Origin of the sequence: Kitasatospora sp. NPDC048407 (assembly GCF_043200475.1) — a bacterium.
Taxonomy (GTDB): domain Bacteria; phylum Actinomycetota; class Actinomycetes; order Streptomycetales; family Streptomycetaceae; genus Kitasatospora.
Window position 1 is genome coordinate 42,945 of the sequence record NZ_JBICXW010000025.1, and the last position, 14,035, is coordinate 56,979.

The 14,035-nt window shown below is 72.9% G+C and carries 14 protein-coding genes and 1 tRNA gene; 3 read left to right on the top strand and 12 right to left on the bottom strand.

From position 1 onward, the window contains the following. Window positions 1-191 precede the first annotated feature (191 nt). The 3 genes from ACGFWJ_RS31475 to ACGFWJ_RS31485 form a co-directional block, all read right to left on the bottom strand. A tRNA-Pro gene (locus ACGFWJ_RS31475) sits at window positions 192-265 on the bottom strand. Between the two features lie 138 nt (window positions 266-403). Continuing rightward, window positions 404-1,666, bottom strand: coding sequence for an MFS transporter (locus ACGFWJ_RS31480; RefSeq protein ID WP_392955623.1), 1,263 nt, complete (start codon window positions 1,664-1,666; stop codon window positions 404-406). Window positions 1,667-1,769: 103 nt separating this feature from the next. Next, entirely contained in the window at window positions 1,770-2,342 is a 573-nt protein-coding gene (locus ACGFWJ_RS31485) for a TetR/AcrR family transcriptional regulator (RefSeq protein WP_392955552.1), read from the bottom strand. Between the two features lie 178 nt (window positions 2,343-2,520). On the opposite strand from ACGFWJ_RS31485, the gene ACGFWJ_RS31490 reads away from it, so the two are divergent. Next, window positions 2,521-3,240, top strand: a complete 720-nt coding sequence (locus tag ACGFWJ_RS31490) for an SDR family oxidoreductase (protein ID WP_387636611.1) — start codon at window positions 2,521-2,523, stop codon at window positions 3,238-3,240. 107 nt (window positions 3,241-3,347) lie between these two features. Here ACGFWJ_RS31490 and ACGFWJ_RS31495 read toward each other — a convergent pair whose 3' ends face one another. Continuing rightward, a complete protein-coding gene (locus tag ACGFWJ_RS31495) occupies window positions 3,348-3,962 on the bottom strand; it encodes a YbhB/YbcL family Raf kinase inhibitor-like protein (protein WP_392955555.1) in 615 nt (204 codons plus the stop codon). 139 nt (window positions 3,963-4,101) lie between these two features. Between ACGFWJ_RS31495 and ACGFWJ_RS31500 the strand changes: the two genes are divergently transcribed. Continuing rightward, entirely contained in the window at window positions 4,102-4,410 is a 309-nt protein-coding gene (locus ACGFWJ_RS31500; RefSeq protein WP_392955557.1) for a hypothetical protein, read from the top strand. A gap of 195 nt (window positions 4,411-4,605) precedes the next feature. Here the strand turns inward: ACGFWJ_RS31500 and ACGFWJ_RS31505 are convergent, their stop codons facing one another. From ACGFWJ_RS31505 to ACGFWJ_RS31525, 5 genes are all read right to left on the bottom strand, one after another. Continuing rightward, window positions 4,606-4,791, bottom strand: a complete 186-nt coding sequence (locus ACGFWJ_RS31505) for a hypothetical protein (RefSeq protein ID WP_392955559.1) — start codon at window positions 4,789-4,791, stop codon at window positions 4,606-4,608. A gap of 106 nt (window positions 4,792-4,897) precedes the next feature. Next, complete coding sequence (gene fusA, locus ACGFWJ_RS31510) at window positions 4,898-6,988, bottom strand: elongation factor G (RefSeq protein ID WP_392955561.1); 2,091 nt, start codon at window positions 6,986-6,988, stop codon at window positions 4,898-4,900. 502 nt (window positions 6,989-7,490) lie between these two features. After that, window positions 7,491-7,895 carry a hypothetical protein gene (locus ACGFWJ_RS31515; protein ID WP_392955563.1) on the bottom strand — a complete coding sequence of 135 codons (405 nt, stop codon included), beginning with the start codon at window positions 7,893-7,895 and terminating at the stop codon, window positions 7,491-7,493. Window positions 7,896-8,048: 153 nt separating this feature from the next. After that, entirely contained in the window at window positions 8,049-8,936 is an 888-nt protein-coding gene (locus tag ACGFWJ_RS31520) for a VC0807 family protein (RefSeq protein WP_392955565.1), read from the bottom strand. Next, window positions 8,933-9,640 carry a TetR/AcrR family transcriptional regulator gene (locus ACGFWJ_RS31525; RefSeq protein ID WP_392955567.1) on the bottom strand — a complete coding sequence of 236 codons (708 nt, stop codon included), beginning with the start codon at window positions 9,638-9,640 and terminating at the stop codon, window positions 8,933-8,935. Before ACGFWJ_RS31525 ends, ACGFWJ_RS31520 begins: the two co-directional genes overlap by 4 nt. 215 nt (window positions 9,641-9,855) lie before the next feature. Here ACGFWJ_RS31525 and bla point away from each other — a divergent pair, with 215 nt between their 5' ends. Then, complete coding sequence (gene bla, locus ACGFWJ_RS31530; protein WP_392955569.1) at window positions 9,856-10,809, top strand: class A beta-lactamase; 954 nt, start codon at window positions 9,856-9,858, stop codon at window positions 10,807-10,809. 137 nt (window positions 10,810-10,946) lie between these two features. Here bla and ACGFWJ_RS31535 read toward each other — a convergent pair whose 3' ends face one another. The 3 genes from ACGFWJ_RS31535 to ACGFWJ_RS31545 all read right to left on the bottom strand — a co-directional run bounded on the left by ACGFWJ_RS31535 (window position 10,947) and on the right by ACGFWJ_RS31545 (window position 13,599). Beyond that, window positions 10,947-11,735: a DUF1684 domain-containing protein gene (locus tag ACGFWJ_RS31535; RefSeq protein ID WP_387636667.1), complete on the bottom strand. Its 789-nt coding sequence runs from the start codon at window positions 11,733-11,735 to the stop codon at window positions 10,947-10,949. Between the two features lie 107 nt (window positions 11,736-11,842). Next, a complete protein-coding gene (locus ACGFWJ_RS31540; protein WP_392955572.1) occupies window positions 11,843-12,706 on the bottom strand; it encodes an acyl-CoA thioesterase in 864 nt (287 codons plus the stop codon). Between the two features lie 206 nt (window positions 12,707-12,912). Continuing rightward, the gene (locus ACGFWJ_RS31545; RefSeq protein ID WP_387868352.1) at window positions 12,913-13,599 is read right to left on the bottom strand and encodes an alpha-ketoglutarate-dependent dioxygenase AlkB family protein; all 687 of its coding nucleotides are present in this window, start codon (window positions 13,597-13,599) and stop codon (window positions 12,913-12,915) included. Window positions 13,600-14,035: the final 436 nt, after the last annotated feature.

A 14,035-nucleotide genomic window follows, 5' to 3' on the forward strand; every position in this document is an offset into this window, starting at 1 on the left:
CCGAACGGCCTGCCAGCCGCGCTCAAATCGCCAACGAACGAGGAGCCAGCCGCCCTGAGGCGCTCCCGAGTGCAGGTAGTGCCCTCCGGAGCGCGACGTGAACGACCGTTCACGACCACACTGCGACCACCAACCACGAAGGCCGTCTCCGCCATCCGGCGGAAACGGCCTCTGACCTGCAGTGATGCAAGTCGGGACGACAGGATTTGAACCTGCGACCCCTTGACCCCCAGTCAAGTGCGCTACCAAGCTGCGCCACGTCCCGTGGTCGTCTGCCGCGTTGCCCGGTGGGCTTCTTGGCTTTCTGACCTTGTCTCCGGTGTTTCCCGGCGACGTGGAAAACAATACAGCACGTCGGGGGGTGCTCGCTGCCAGGTTTCGGGGGGTGTGGCGGGGGGCGGGGTCAGGGGGTGGGGTGGCGGGCGTCGTAGCGGAGGAAGGCGGGGCGGCGGGTGGCGAGGAGGAGGACGGCGGCGATGCAGGCGAGGCCGCCGGTGAGGATGGAGAGGGTGGGGGTGGTGAGGGTGGCGACGGTGCCGGATTCGAAGTCGCCGAGGCGGGGGCCGCCGGCCACCACCACGATGAAGATGCCTTGGAGGCGGCCGCGCATCTCGTCGGGGGCGGCGACCTGCATCATCGTGTTGCGGAAGATCATCGAGATGGTGTCGGCACAGCCGGCCGCCGCGAGCAGCAGCAGGCCGAGCGGCAGGTTGTGGACGAGTCCGAAGGCGGCGATGGCGAGGCCCCACGCGGCGACGGCGGCGAGGACCGCGGCGCCGTGCCGGTGGATGCGGCCGATCCAGCCGGAGAAGAGTCCCCCGGCCAGGGCGCCGACGGCGGGGGCGGCGACCAGCAGGCCGACGGTGCCGGGGCCGCCGCCGTAGAAGGCGACGGCGATGGCGGGGAAGAGGGCGCGCGGGAGGCCGAAGATCATCGCGGCGAGGTCGGCGAGGAAGGAGGTCCGCAGGTTGGGTTGATCGCGCAGGAAGCGCAGGCCGTCGAGGACGGTGGCGCGTTTGCCGTTCGCGGCCTGCGGTCGCATCGCGGGCAGCCGCCACATCGCGTAGAGGGTGGCGGTGAAGGCGACGGTGTCGACCAGGTACGCGGCCTGGGCGCCGTACGCGGCGATGGCGACGCCGCCGAGCATGGGGCCGACGGTCTGGCCGAGGTTCATGCCGATGGTGTTGAGGGCGTTGGCGGCGGTGAGCTGCTCGCGGGGGACGAGTCGCGGGATCATCGAGGACCGGGCGGGCGAGCTGATGGCGAAGAAGCCGGCCTGGAGGGCGACGGCCGCGTAGAGCAGGGCGACGACGCCGAGGTGGAGCAGGGCCTGGGCGGCGAGCAGGGCGGAGACGGCGGCGAGTCCGCCGGAGCCGATCAGGCCGAGGCGGCGGCGGTCGACCCGGTCGGCGATGGCGCCGCCGTACAGGCCGAAGACGATCAGCGGGAGCAGTGAGCAGAGTCCGACCAGGCCGGTGGCGAAGGTGGAGCCGGTGAGGTCGTAGACCTGGACGGAGACGGCAACGGCGGTCATCTGCTGGCCGATCGCGGAGACCGACTGTCCGAACCACAGCCGCCGGTAGTCGGGGCTGTGGCGCAGCGGCGTCAGGTCGGCGAACGCGCCGCGGGTGAGGCGGCGCAGCCGGGACGGGGTCGCGGAGGGTATGGGCGGTTCAGTGGGCACGTCGCCATGGTCGGCCAGCAGGTCGGCGGCCCTCCGGGCGGGGTGGCGGCGAAGGCGAGAAGGCGGGGTGGCGGCGAAGGCTGCCTCAGCGCAGCAGCGTCCGGGTCAGGAGTTCGGCGAGTTCGGCATCGAGTGGCCCGCTGTTGCCCAGCAGTCGGTACCAGAGGGCACCGAACGCGAGGTCGACGGCGGTGGCGGTGGTGAGGTGGGGGGCGAGCAGGCCGGCGGTGCGGGCGCGTTCGACGAGGGTGCCGAGGGCTTCGCGGCGTGGGCGCAGCAGGGTTTCGCGGAAGCGTTCGCCGAAGGCTGGGTCGATCTGTGCCTCGGCCATCAGCGCGCGCAGTGCGTCGGCGGTGCGCGGGGTGGCGGCGGCGAACGTGGCGGCGAGGAAGGTGCGCAGGTCGTGAGCGTGGTCGCCGGTGTCGGGCAGGGGGATGTGCTGCCGGGCATGGGCGGTGACGGCTTCGAGCAGGACGTCCGCCTTGCCGGGCCACCAGCGGTAGACGGTCTGTTTGCCGGTGCCGGCGCGGGCGGCGATGCCTTCGACGGTGAGGCGGGCGTAGCCGACCTCGTCGAGCAGGTCGATCGCGGCGCCGAGGATGGCCTGCCGGCTCTCCTCGCTGCGGCGGCGGCCGGGCCGGACGGGCGGTCCCGGCATGACAGTTGATGCTTCGTCAGTTGTACCACCGGGGGTGGATTTTGCTTGCTCGATCACGGGCAGCACGCTACCGTAATTCGAGACGAGACGTCGCGGTTCGAAATAGCGAGCCGGCGGATCGTCAGGAGCGGCCGGGTTCGGCCCGCTTCCACCGACAGGCACAGGGGAGATGGCACAGATGAGTGAGCGCACTGCACTGGTGGTCGGCGGCACCTCGGGCATCGGGCTGGCCACCGCGCGCCGGCTGCACGCGCAGGGCGCTGCGGTCCACGTGGTGGGCCGCAGCAAGGAGCGTCTGGAAGCACTCGCGGTGAGCGACCCGGAGCTGGTCGGCCACCGGGCGGACGGCGGCGACCGCGAGCAGATCGCCGAAGTCCTGCGCACTGTGGGGTCGTTGGACTGGCTGGTGGTCGCGCTCAGCGGCGCCGAGGGGGCGGGCCCGTTCGCCGAGCTCGACCTGACTGGGCTGCGCAGCGCCTTCGAGGCCAAGTTCTGGGGGCAGTTGACGACCGTCCAGGCCGCGCTGCCGCACCTGACCGAGGACGGGTCGATCACCCTGGTCACCGCGATCTCGGCCCGGACGGCCCTGCCCGGCACGGCCGGACTCGCGGCGGTGAACGGCGCGCTGGAGTCGATGATCAAGCCGCTCGCCGTCGAACTCGCCCCGCGCCGGGTCAACGCGGTCTCCCCCGGCCTGGTCGCCACCCCGTGGTGGGACGGCATGCCGCAGGAAGCGCGGGAGGCCTACTTCGCCCACGCCGCAGGCCAGTTGCCGGTCCGCCGGGTCGCCGATCCGGAGGACGTCGCGGAGGCGGTCGCCCTGGCCGCCACCAACCGCAACCTCACCGGCACGGTCCTGGAATCGGACGGCGGCCTGCACCTGATCTCGATGAACTGACCACCTCCGCCCACCAGTTGATGAACTGACCACCCCCGCCCACCAGTTCACGAACGCCCGGCCCGAAGGCACCCAACTCGCCTGCGGGCCGGGCCCGTTGCACACGCCTACCGCGCCGCCACCGCCGTGGTCTGCCCGAAGGCCAGCACGTGACCGCCCAACGTGAATGCGGTGACGGCCGGCGGGGTCGCGGCCGGCAGCGCCAGGCTCGGCGTATCCAGTGCGTAGACGGTGATCCGGTAGCGGTGCGGGCGGTCGCCGGCCGGCGGGCACGGGCCCAAGTAGCCTGGCTGACCGGCGTCTTCGGTGCCGGAGACCGCGCCGGGCGGCAGGGTCTCGCCGAGTGCGGTGGCGGTGGCGGGCAGGTCCCAGCTCAGCCAGTGCCAGAAGCCGGAGCCGGTCGGGGCATCCAGGTCGAACATGGTGACGGCGAAGCTGCGGGTGCCGGCGGGCGCGCCGCGCCACTCCAGTCGCGGCGGTCGGTTGCCGCCGTCGCAGCCGAACGAGTTCGCCCAATTCGCCTGCGGGAACCTGCCGTTCACCAAGTCCGGGCTGGTGACGGTGAACCGCCCGGCATCGGCCGGGATCCCCGAGCGCACCGAGACCCGACCGAAGTCGCGGACGGATCCCCGGACTTGGGCGCTCGAATCGGCGGCCCCGAGAAGCGCCAGGGCGGCGGCGGAGCTCAGCAGCAGAGCAGTGGTGCGAGGCAGGCGTGGCATGAGGCATCTCCCCTGGTCGGCATCGATGCCCCAACCCTCGTCCGCGCCACCGCACTTGGGGAGCCACGCCGGATGGTGTCATCCGGCGTACCAGGTCCGCGCTGGACGCCCCGGGCCGCCCGTGCGCATCATCGACACCATGACCGGCACGCCCCAACGAGCGCCCCAGCAGGCCGAACTGGTCGCCGAACTGCGGTCCCACAGCCGCGAGTTCGACACCTGGTGGAACGACCACACCGTCCTCGAACGCTCAGCCGGCAGCAAACGCGTCCGCCACCCGGCAGCCGGCGAACTCCGGCTGCGCTACGACATCCTCTCCACCGGACCGGCCGCCGACCACCTGCTGTTCACCATCACCCCGGCCGACCCCACCACCGAACACGCCCTCCGCCGCCTCCTCACCACCACCGCCGTCGGCGCCGACGTCCACCCGATCAGCGCCGCCTGACGCCTGCCGGCGGGCCGGCGGATACTGGCGGTATGTCGCCCACCGCCGCCCACCCCGGGCCGCACCCGAGAGCGTTCCCCCGCACCTGACAAGGTCAGTGAGATGGTGTCTCCGGCCTCGCCCCACTGCATCGGCCCTGCTCGCAGGCGTCCTCGTCCACAATCGCGGATATCGCGGCCTCGATGTTCTCCCGCGTCACACTCGGGACCACCAGCAGGTTCCTGGCCGTGAAGCAACGGTTCGGGCCAGTTCGTCGGCCACTGCCTGCGCGAGCCGAGCCGGGTAGTATACCTCGACGAGCTGGCGGCTGCCACCGTCCCGGACGACGGTGACCTCCAACCAGCCCTTGCACTCCTGAACTGCCCAGTCGTACTCGTCCATGGGCGCAGGCCACTCGATCCGAAAATTCATGACCGAATCCTGCCGCAACCCGTCAACCCACCCCGCCTGCCCCGCTCCAAAGTAGGGGCGGGGCAGACGCGGCCGTTTACTGCCCGCGCGGGGCCGGGGTGTAGCCGGCCGGGTGGGTGGTGAAGGTGCCGCGGCCCTGGGTGCGGCTGCGCAAGGCGCCGGCGTAGCCGAAGAGTTCGGCGAGCGGGACGGTGGCGGTCAGGGTCGCGCCGCGGGCGCCCTGGGGTTCGGAGCCGTGGACGCGGCCGCGGCGGGCGGACAGGTCGCCGAGGACGCCGCCGAGGCTGTCCGGCGGGACGGTCGCGGTGAGGTCCACCACGGGCTCCAGGAGGACGGGGCTGCCGCGCCGCAGGGCCTCGCGCAGGGCGAGCCGGCCGGCGGTGCGGAAGGCCAGGTCGGAGGAGTCCTTGACGTGGGTCGCCCCGTCGGTGAGGGTGACCCGGACTCCGGTGACCGGGTGGCCGAGCGGGCCGTCCGTGAGGGCGTCCCGGCAGCCCGCCTCGACGGCCTGCACGAACTCCTGCGGGACCCGCCCGCCAGTGACGGTGGAACGGAACTCGAAGCCTTCCGTGCCGGGTTCGCCGAGCGGTTCGACGTCGACCACGATGTGCGCGAACTGCCCTGCGCCGCCGTCCTGTTTGACGTGCCGCAGGACGAGTCCGGCGAGCGCCAGGGAGAGCGTCTCGCGATAGGCGACCTGCGGCCGGCCGACGGTGACCTCCAGCCCGGCGCGGCGGAGCTTCTCCACCGCCACCTCAAGGTGCAGTTCACCGAGGCCGGACAGCACCCGCTGCCCGCTCTCCGGGTCGGTCCCGACCACCAGGGACGGGTCTTCCTCGGCGAGCCGGAGCAGCGCGACCGCCAGCCGGTCGGTGTCCACCGACCGGCGGGCCTCGACCGCGACGGTCACCACCGGGTCGGCGGCGACGGCCGGTTCGAGCACCAGCGGGGCGCCGGGCGCGCACAGCGTGCTGCCGGACCGGGCGGCCTTGGGCCCGATGACGGCGACGATGTCGCCGGCCACCGCCGTGTCGGTCTCGGTGTGCCGGTCGGCCTGCACCCGCAGGATGCGGCCGATCCGCTCGGTGCGTCCGGTGCGCGCGTCGAGCACGGTGTCCCCCTTCCGTAGTGTGCCGGAGTAGATCCGCAGGCTGCTGAGCCTGCCGGTGGTGCTCGCGTTCACCTTGAACACCAGTGCGGCCAGCGGCTGTTCGGGATCCGCCGAGCGTTCCTGGACGGTGCCCTGCCAGTCGCCCCGCACCGGCGGGACGTCCAGTGGCGAGGGCAGGTACGCCGTCACCGCGTCCAGCAGCGGTTCGACCCCTCGGTTGCGGTACGCGGAACCGCACAGCACCACCACCGCCTGTCCGTCGGCGGTGAGTTGACGCAGCGCGCCCGCGAGGGTGTCCGCGCCGAGGGTGCCGGTGGCGCAGTACTCCTCCAGTGCCGCCGGGTGCAGTTCGGCCACCGCCTCCGCCAGCGCCTGCCGGCGGCGTTCCGCCTCGGCCACCAACTCGGCTGGTACGTCGGAGACTTGTACGTCGGAGACGCCGCCGACGCCACCGACGCTGCCCGGGCCGTCCGGCCAGGTCAGCGCGCGCAGCCGGAGCAGGTCGACCACGCCGGTGAACTCGCCCTCCCGGCCGATCGGCAACTGCACGGCCAGCGGCACCGGGTGGAGCCGGTCCCGGATCGAGGCGACCGCCGCGTCCAGGTCCGCGCCGGGCCGGTCCATCTTGTTGACGAACGCGATCCGCGGCACCCCGTGCCGGTCGGCCTGCCGCCACACCGATTCACTCTGCGGCTCGACGCCCGCGACGGCGTCGAAGACCGCCACCGCACCGTCCAGCACGCGCAGCGAACGCTCCACCTCGTCGGCGAAGTCCACGTGCCCCGGCGTGTCGATCAGGTTCAGCCGGTGGCCGTCCCAGTCACAACTGACCGCCGCAGCAGAGATGGTGATGCCCCGGTCGCGCTCCTGCGGGTCGAAGTCGGTGACAGTGGTGCCCTCGTGCACCTCGCCGCGCCGGTGGATCGCCCCGGTCAGGAACAGGATGCGCTCGGTGACGGTGGTCTTCCCGGCGTCCACGTGCGCGAGGATGCCGAGGTTGCGGACGGTGGCGGCCGCGGAGACAGCAGTGGTGGTGAGGGTGAGGTCGGTGCGCATGGCCCGGCGCCTTTCGGAATTCGATCCTGGAGTGGGCGGCGCGATTCACGGCAGCACGAGCCGCACCACCGTACCCCGGCCCACCCCCGGACCCACCCCCGATCGGCAGCGCAGCACGACACGGCGCGCAACGCGGCACAGCAGGGGAAGGGCAACGGGGAAGCGGTCCGCCGGCAGTGGCGGCGCGACCGCAGGAAGCCCACAACGGGCGTACACAGCAGGGTGGTTGGGTGGAGCTCGTGGTCCTTACCGGCGCCGGCCGCGCAGCGGGCGCCGGTCTGCCGAGGACACCAGGATCACCTCGAACCGCGACGGGGGAACGACAACAGCGGCGGTACGCACGGCTGGCCCCTCCCTCTCCACATCACGGTGTGCCCCGGCCGGCCATCCGGCCCGGGCGTCTTTCGGCGAGCCGAGTCTAGGGGCGTCCGGTCTCCGACGTCACCCGCATTTTCTGTTGGACGACTCAACGCGCTTTTCGGTAGCGCGAGTTAGTGGATCGTCAGTCCCAGACGATCGAGCGGATCGCCATGCCGACTGGCACCGGAGGAACGTCCAGATACTCGTCGACCAGGCCGTTCACCACGCCGCTGGCCTCCCAACCCGCCGCCCAGGACTCGCAGATCGCGGCGTCCGCGCTGGTGCAAACGGCGACGGCCTCGGCCAGCAGCTCCGCCAAGTCCAGCGTCTCCGGGTGGAGTTGTACCCGTACCCAGGCCACCTCCGGCCGGTCCGCGATCCGGGCCAGACCGGCGGCCAACTCGGCCAACGGCGGCCGCCCGTAGCCCCACTGGTTCGGTGCCAGCGAGTCCTCGACCGTGTTGCCCGCGAAGAACTCGCCCAGGGAGAGCAGCGGCAGGACGCCCTCCGGGCCGGCCCGCTCGATGACATCCTCGACAGCGATCACACCGCCGATCCTGCCACCGCCCGCCGACACACGCCGACACACGCCGAAACGCACCGCCAGGCGCCGACCCCGCGCCGACGCAACACAACCCACCACGACGGCCGCGGCGGCCCCGGCACCTCCGCACCGGAACCGCCGCGCCCAGCAAGCGACTCAGACCAGCAGCCCGTTCCGCTTCACGTACCAGGTGTGGAAGCCGATCATCCCGCCCAGCACGACCAGCCACTGCAGCGCGTTCACCAGCGGCACCGCGCCGAGCGGCAGGGTCAGCGCGAACCCGACCCGGATCAGGGCGTCCAGGGCGAAGCCCGTGCCCCACATCACCGTCAGCAGGCGGAGGTGGCGCCGAAAGGCCGGGTCGTAGTCCCACTGGCCGATCCAGGCATCGGCGCCCGCCGGGCCGATCTTGGCGGCGACGACCGCCCGGGCCGCGCCGTACATGAACGGGCGGCGGGTCAGCAGACTGCCCAGCACCCACACGCCGATCACGCCGAACACCCAACTGTCGCGCACCATCAGCACCCTGGGGCTGCCCGTCACCGCCGACAGCAGCGTGCTCACCGCGATCAGCAGCAGGGTGAACACCGGCATGGGATCCAGCCGGCGGTTGCGCACCAGCCCGTAGAGCAACCACGGCAGCGCGGCCAGGCTACTCAACGTGATCGCCAGCCACTGGCCCGCGCCCAGCCCGAGCAGCGTGTAGTACCCGCCCAGCGGGATCGCCAGCTCGAACACCAACGCCTTGGCCGCCTGCCGCCACCCGCGCGCCGCACGCTGCTGCGGCGTCGAGTCGTCCCCCGCCAGCGCCGCCCAGTCCACCTGCCCGTCCGCCGTCCGCGGCAACTCGGCCGCACCCCCACCGACGACGCCCACGTCGGCCGCACCCCCGTCGGCCGCACCCGCGCCGGCCTCAACGCCCGCCCCCGCCAAGCCCGTTCCAGCCGAGCCAGTCCCTGCCATGCCCGCCCCCGTCGTCCCCGCCACCGTCATGCCGACCCCCGTCACGTCCTGCCCCACCGATTCCGGCCCTCGCTCGTTCATGTGTCCTCCCCCGGCACCCGATGCGCTTCCATGCAGACCTCGGCCGGACGCACCGCCCGGTCGAACAGGTCGGCCAACTCCCGTGCGCTGGCGGCCACATTCATCTCCGGCTCGCGCAGCACGCGGACCAGGACCGCGTCGATCGCCCCGCGGATCGCCGTCACCAGCACCCTCGCGTCGAACGGGCCGTACTCGCCGTCGGCCTGGGCAGCGCGGACGATGTACTCCTGAAGGTCCATCACCGCCCGGCGCCCTGCCGCGAACTGGCCCTCCGTGTCATCGCCCTGACCGTTCAGGATCTCCACCAGTGCGGCCAGCTCCCGCGGATGCGCGGCCGCCAGCTCGACGTTGGACTCGATGTACGCCCGCAGGCGCTCCCGCGGGCCCACCGCCGCCTCGATCCGCGGGCGCATGTACGCCTCGGAGACCTGCATCACCTCGGCGACCACCTCGCGCAGCAGATCATCCTTGCCCTTGAAGTGGTACGAGATCATCCCGGTGCTGCTCAGCCCCGCGTGCTTGGCGATCCGCGCGAACGAGGCCTTGGCGTACCCCGCATCGGCGATCACTTCGATGGCCGCCTCGACGATCTGCCGACGCCGCGCCGATTCGGTGAACGTGCGCCCCACGGAGCACCCCTCTCTGCTCGCCCGAGCCAGCCCTTGCTCGCCCGAGCAAAAAGCTACTCTCAATTGCTCGGGCAAGCAAGAAGTTGTACGGCCGAGCAAGAAATTCCCGAACCAGGCCCGCCAAGCAGCCCGAAGGCCACCCCGAATGGCCCCAACCCGCCTGCCCGACCAGAGACGCTGCCATGCACATGACATCAGCCAGCCCAATCCGCCGGCAGACCCTCCAGGTGGGCGCGCGCCACAGAACGGGCAGAACCCGGACGAGAGCCGCCGACCGGAGGGAGCACCCCGTGCACCCGCGCCCCGCCCGCCGCCACCTGCTCACGGCCGCCACGGCCGCCGCAGCAGCCCTCGCCACCGTCCTACCGGCCGCCGGAAGCGCCGCCGGAAGAACCGCCGCGAAGGCCGCCGGAAGCGCCACCGAAACGAAGCCGGCGGCGGACGCACTGACCGACCGACTCCGGACGCTGGAACGTGAACACGGCGCGCGGCTCGGGGTGTTCGGGTACGACACGGGGTCGGGCGCGGCGATCCGGTACCGGGCGGACGAGCTGTTCCCGATGTGCTCGACGTTCAAGACACTCGCAGTGGGCGCGGTCCTGCGCAGCGGCCACGACCTCGGGCAGCGGGTGCGGTACACCCGGGACGACGTCACCGAGGCGGGCTACGCGCCGGTCACCGGCCGGCCGGAGAACCTCGCGACCGGGCTGACGGTCGCCGAACTGTGCGCGGCTGCAATCGAGTTCAGCGACAACGCCGCCGCCAACCTGCTGCTGCGCCTGCTCGGCGGGCCGTCCGCCGTCACCCGCTTCTGCCGGTCCCTGGGCGACCGCGTCACCCGGCTCGACCGCTGGGAGCCCGCGCTGAACTCGGCCGAGCCCGGCCGCACCACCGACACCAGCAGCCCGCACGCCCTCACCCGCAGCTACGCCCGTCTCACCCTCGGCGACGCCCTCGACCCGGCCGATCGCGAGCTACTCACCGGCTGGCTGCTCGCCAACACCACGGGCGCCAACCGCCTGCGCGCCGGACTGCCGCCCACCTGGACCCTCGCCGACAAGACCGGCACCGGCTCGTACGGCGCCGCCAACGACATCGGCCTCGCCCGGCCGCCGGGACGCGCCCCGATCCTCCTCGCCGTCCTCACCACGAAGGCCGACACCCCCGACGGCACCCCCACCGCCACCCCCGACGAGCCACTGATCGCCGAAACGGCCGCTCTCCTGGCCGCCGCCCTTACCTGAGGCCCTGGACCTGAGGCCCTGAGCCCAAGGCGCGAGCCGAAGGCCCCGAACGCACCCCGGCCCCGGCAGTCACGCCGGGGCCTGGCAGGAACACGGGCAGGAACACGGGCAGCAAAACGGGCAGCCGGAGAAGAAAATCAGACCGTGACGGCCTGCCGCTCGCCCGCCTCGACCGAGATGTTGAGCCGGTTGCCGGGCGGCGGGAACGGGCAGATGAAGTGATCGGAGAAGGCGCACGGCGGCAGGAACGCCCGGTTGAAGTCGAGCACCGTGTGCCCGTCGGCGTCCGGCGCGGGCAGCGTGATGAACCGGAACCGGTAGGTCTCCCGGCCGCTGGTGCCGTCCGCGATGACACCGCTCAGCGGGCCCCCGGAGCCGCTGACGGTCAAGGTGAACTCCTGACCGGCCAGCATGAACGCGACCTGGCCGGCGACCGTCATCGGACGGGACCGGCCATCGGCGTTCTCCACCATCAAGTCCTGCGCGCCGCTCTCGAAGGGGGTGAACACGGCGGGCACGGCCCAGTCGGGCGCGTACGGGAAGACCGAGATCCCGGCGTACGCGGCCCGGCGCGGCGCGTCGGGGTCGAAGACGCGGAGGGCGAGTTCGCCCTCGCGCTCGATCGGGACCAGGCGCAGCGCGTCCAGCACGGCGATCTGCGCGCCCGGGTCGGTGTCGGGGCGCAGCGCGACCCGGCCGGTCGCCTCCTGCTGCTCGCCTTCGAGTCGGACGCCGTCCCCTGCGGCGAGTTCGGCGCACACGGTGCCGTTCTCGGCCCACCAGGTGCCGGGCAGGCCGGGCAGCTTCGCCGGTTCGGGCTCCAACCAGTGGGTGCCGGTCAGCGCCAGCGGGCCGTGCGGGGCGCTCACCGCGGCGCTCCGGGACTCCGTCCAGTGCTGCCACGCCTCGGCTGCGGTGTCGGTCATCGGACTGCCTCCAAGTGGTGCTCTGGTTCGTGCACTTGTTTCAGCTGGACGAGTCTGGGACGGGTCAGGGACGGGTCCGGAACGGGTCTGGACGAATGGCGGAAGGGTCAGCGCCCGGCGAGCGGGCGGAACAGGCCCTCCTGCATCACGGAGACCACCAGCTGCCCCTCCCGGTTGTAGATTTCGCCGCGGGCCAGGCCGCGCGCGCCGTGTGCGATCGGCGACTCCTGGCGGTACAGCAGCCAGTCGTCGGCCCGGAACGGGCGGTGGAACCACATCGCGTGATCGAGCGAGGCCATGTCGAAGTTCCGTTCTCCCCACAGGGGTTCGACGGGCGCGCGAACGGCGTCCAGCAGTGTCATGTCGCTGGCGTAGGTGAGCGCGCAGACGTGGATCAGCGGGTCGTCGGGGAGCGGGCCGTTGGTCCTCAGCCAGACGCCGCTGCGGGCCTCGACGCCGTCGAGTTCCTCGCGGCTCCACCTGAGCCGGTCGACGTAGCGGATGTCGAAGGGCTGGCGGCGGCTGATGAACGGCGGCAGTTCGCCGAGCCGGGAGCCGACCTCGTCCAGCGCGCTCGGCAGGTCCTCGGGGGCGGGGACGTCCGGCATCGGGAACTGGTGTTCAATGCCACCGGGCTCGGGCTTGTGGAAGTCCGCGGTCAGCGCGAAGATCGACCGCCCGTCCTGGATGGCCAACACCCGGCGGGTGGTGAAGGAGCGTCCGTCCCGGATCCGGTCCACCTGGTAGACGATCGGGACACCGGGGACGCCGGGGCGCAGGAAGTAGGAGTGCAGCGAGTGCACCGGCCGGTCCTCGTCCACCGTACGGCCCGCCGCGACCAGCGCCTGGCCGGCGACCTGCCCGCCGAAGGTGCGCTGCAGCGCCTCCTCGGGGCTGCGGCCGCGAAAGATGTTCAGCTCGATCCGCTCCAGGTCGAGCAGGTCGACGAGCTGGTCGACGGGGGTTCCCATGTGTGTCGCTCCCTCTCCGGGCGGCCGGGCGGGGCTGGGTGTGCCGCCGGACGCCTGTTCCGTCCAACACAAGTCTCCGCGCCCACCGGGCATTCCCGCCCTCCGGCACGCGGCGCACGCCAGGACCGGCACGCCACGGCCCGCGCCACTCCACGACCGGCACACGGCACACGGCACACGGCACGACCGGCAGGCCACGGCCCGTGCTACTCCAGGCCGGACTGCCGCACCGTGATGTTCAGCCGCCCCACCAGCCCGAGGTCCGGGTCGGCGGTCCCCGGCAGCGTCCGCACCACGCCGTGGTACGCGAACCGCATCGGGCCGCCGAACACCAGCAGGTCGCCGCTGCGCAGCTCCAGATCCGTCCAGGGGCGGGTCCTGGTCTCGGTGTTGCCGAGCCGGAACACGCAGCTGTCACCCAGCGACAGCGACACCACGGGCGCGTCCACCCGCTCCTCGCGATCCCGGTGCAGGCCCATTTTCGCGCCGTGCGGGTAGTGGTTGACCAGCGCCACGTCCGGCGCGAAGCCCGCCGCGCCCGCGATCCCGCCGACGCCGTCGCCGTACGCCTCCGCGACCGCCCGCCGGGCCAGCTCCCCCAGCAGCGGCGGGAACGCCTTCACCGGCGCGCCGTCCCCGTCCACCACGGTTCGTGCGTATCCGTACGGGTACCAGTGCCAGCCCAGGCACACCGTCCGCACCGACATCACCCCGCCGGTCGGCAGCGTCACCGTCCGCATCCCGGCCGGTGGCCGCGCCCACTCCCGGCACGCCGCGACCAGCTCCCGCTGCTCCGCCGTCCCCAGCCACCCCGGCACCAGCACCACCCCGGGCGCCGGCTCCTCCCGCTCACGCCCGAACAGCTCCCCGGCGAACACCCCGCCACCACTCATCCCTCCATGCTCCCACCCGCACCCCGGCCCCCCTCCCGGCCGACCGCACCTCCCCCGGCCGGCCCCACCCCGCCCCAAGACCCGTCGCCCTACATGCGCTGGCCCCGTCCCGTCCGGCGCCCTCTGCCCCAGCCCCACCCTCCGGCCCCCGCCTCACCACCACCCCAGAACGGCCGGCCCCGTCCCCCTCCGGAACCCGATCCCCTCAGATCCGCCCCGCCGCCCACCCGTCGCCCTACATGCGCTGGCCCCGTCCCGTCCGGCGCCCTCTGCCCCAGCCCCACCCTCCAGTCCCCGCCTCACCACCACCCCAGAACGGCCGACCCTCATCCCCCTCCGGGACCCGATCCCCTCAGATCCGCCCCGCCGCCCACCCGTCGCCCCACATGCGCCGACCCCCGTCCCGTCCGACCCTGGGGGGAGGGTGTTGCCGGTT

Coding starts and splice junctions, on each gene's coding strand:
- ACGFWJ_RS31485 (WP_392955552.1), bottom strand. CDS start 2,342: ATGCCGGGACCGCCCGTCCGGCCCGGCCGCCGCCGCAGCGAGGAGAGC.
- ACGFWJ_RS31500 (WP_392955557.1), top strand. CDS start 4,102: ATGACCGGCACGCCCCAACGAGCGCCCCAGCAGGCCGAACTGGTCGCC.
- ACGFWJ_RS31545 (WP_387868352.1), bottom strand. CDS start 13,599: ATGAGTGGTGGCGGGGTGTTCGCCGGGGAGCTGTTCGGGCGTGAGCGG.
- ACGFWJ_RS31540 (WP_392955572.1), bottom strand. CDS start 12,706: ATGGGAACCCCCGTCGACCAGCTCGTCGACCTGCTCGACCTGGAGCGG.
- fusA (WP_392955561.1), bottom strand. CDS start 6,988: ATGCGCACCGACCTCACCCTCACCACCACTGCTGTCTCCGCGGCCGCC.
- ACGFWJ_RS31495 (WP_392955555.1), bottom strand. CDS start 3,962: ATGCCACGCCTGCCTCGCACCACTGCTCTGCTGCTGAGCTCCGCCGCC.
- ACGFWJ_RS31505 (WP_392955559.1), bottom strand. CDS start 4,791: ATGGACGAGTACGACTGGGCAGTTCAGGAGTGCAAGGGCTGGTTGGAG.
- ACGFWJ_RS31490 (WP_387636611.1), top strand. CDS start 2,521: ATGAGTGAGCGCACTGCACTGGTGGTCGGCGGCACCTCGGGCATCGGG.
- ACGFWJ_RS31535 (WP_387636667.1), bottom strand. CDS start 11,735: ATGACCGACACCGCAGCCGAGGCGTGGCAGCACTGGACGGAGTCCCGG.
- ACGFWJ_RS31520 (WP_392955565.1), bottom strand. CDS start 8,936: ATGAACGAGCGAGGGCCGGAATCGGTGGGGCAGGACGTGACGGGGGTC.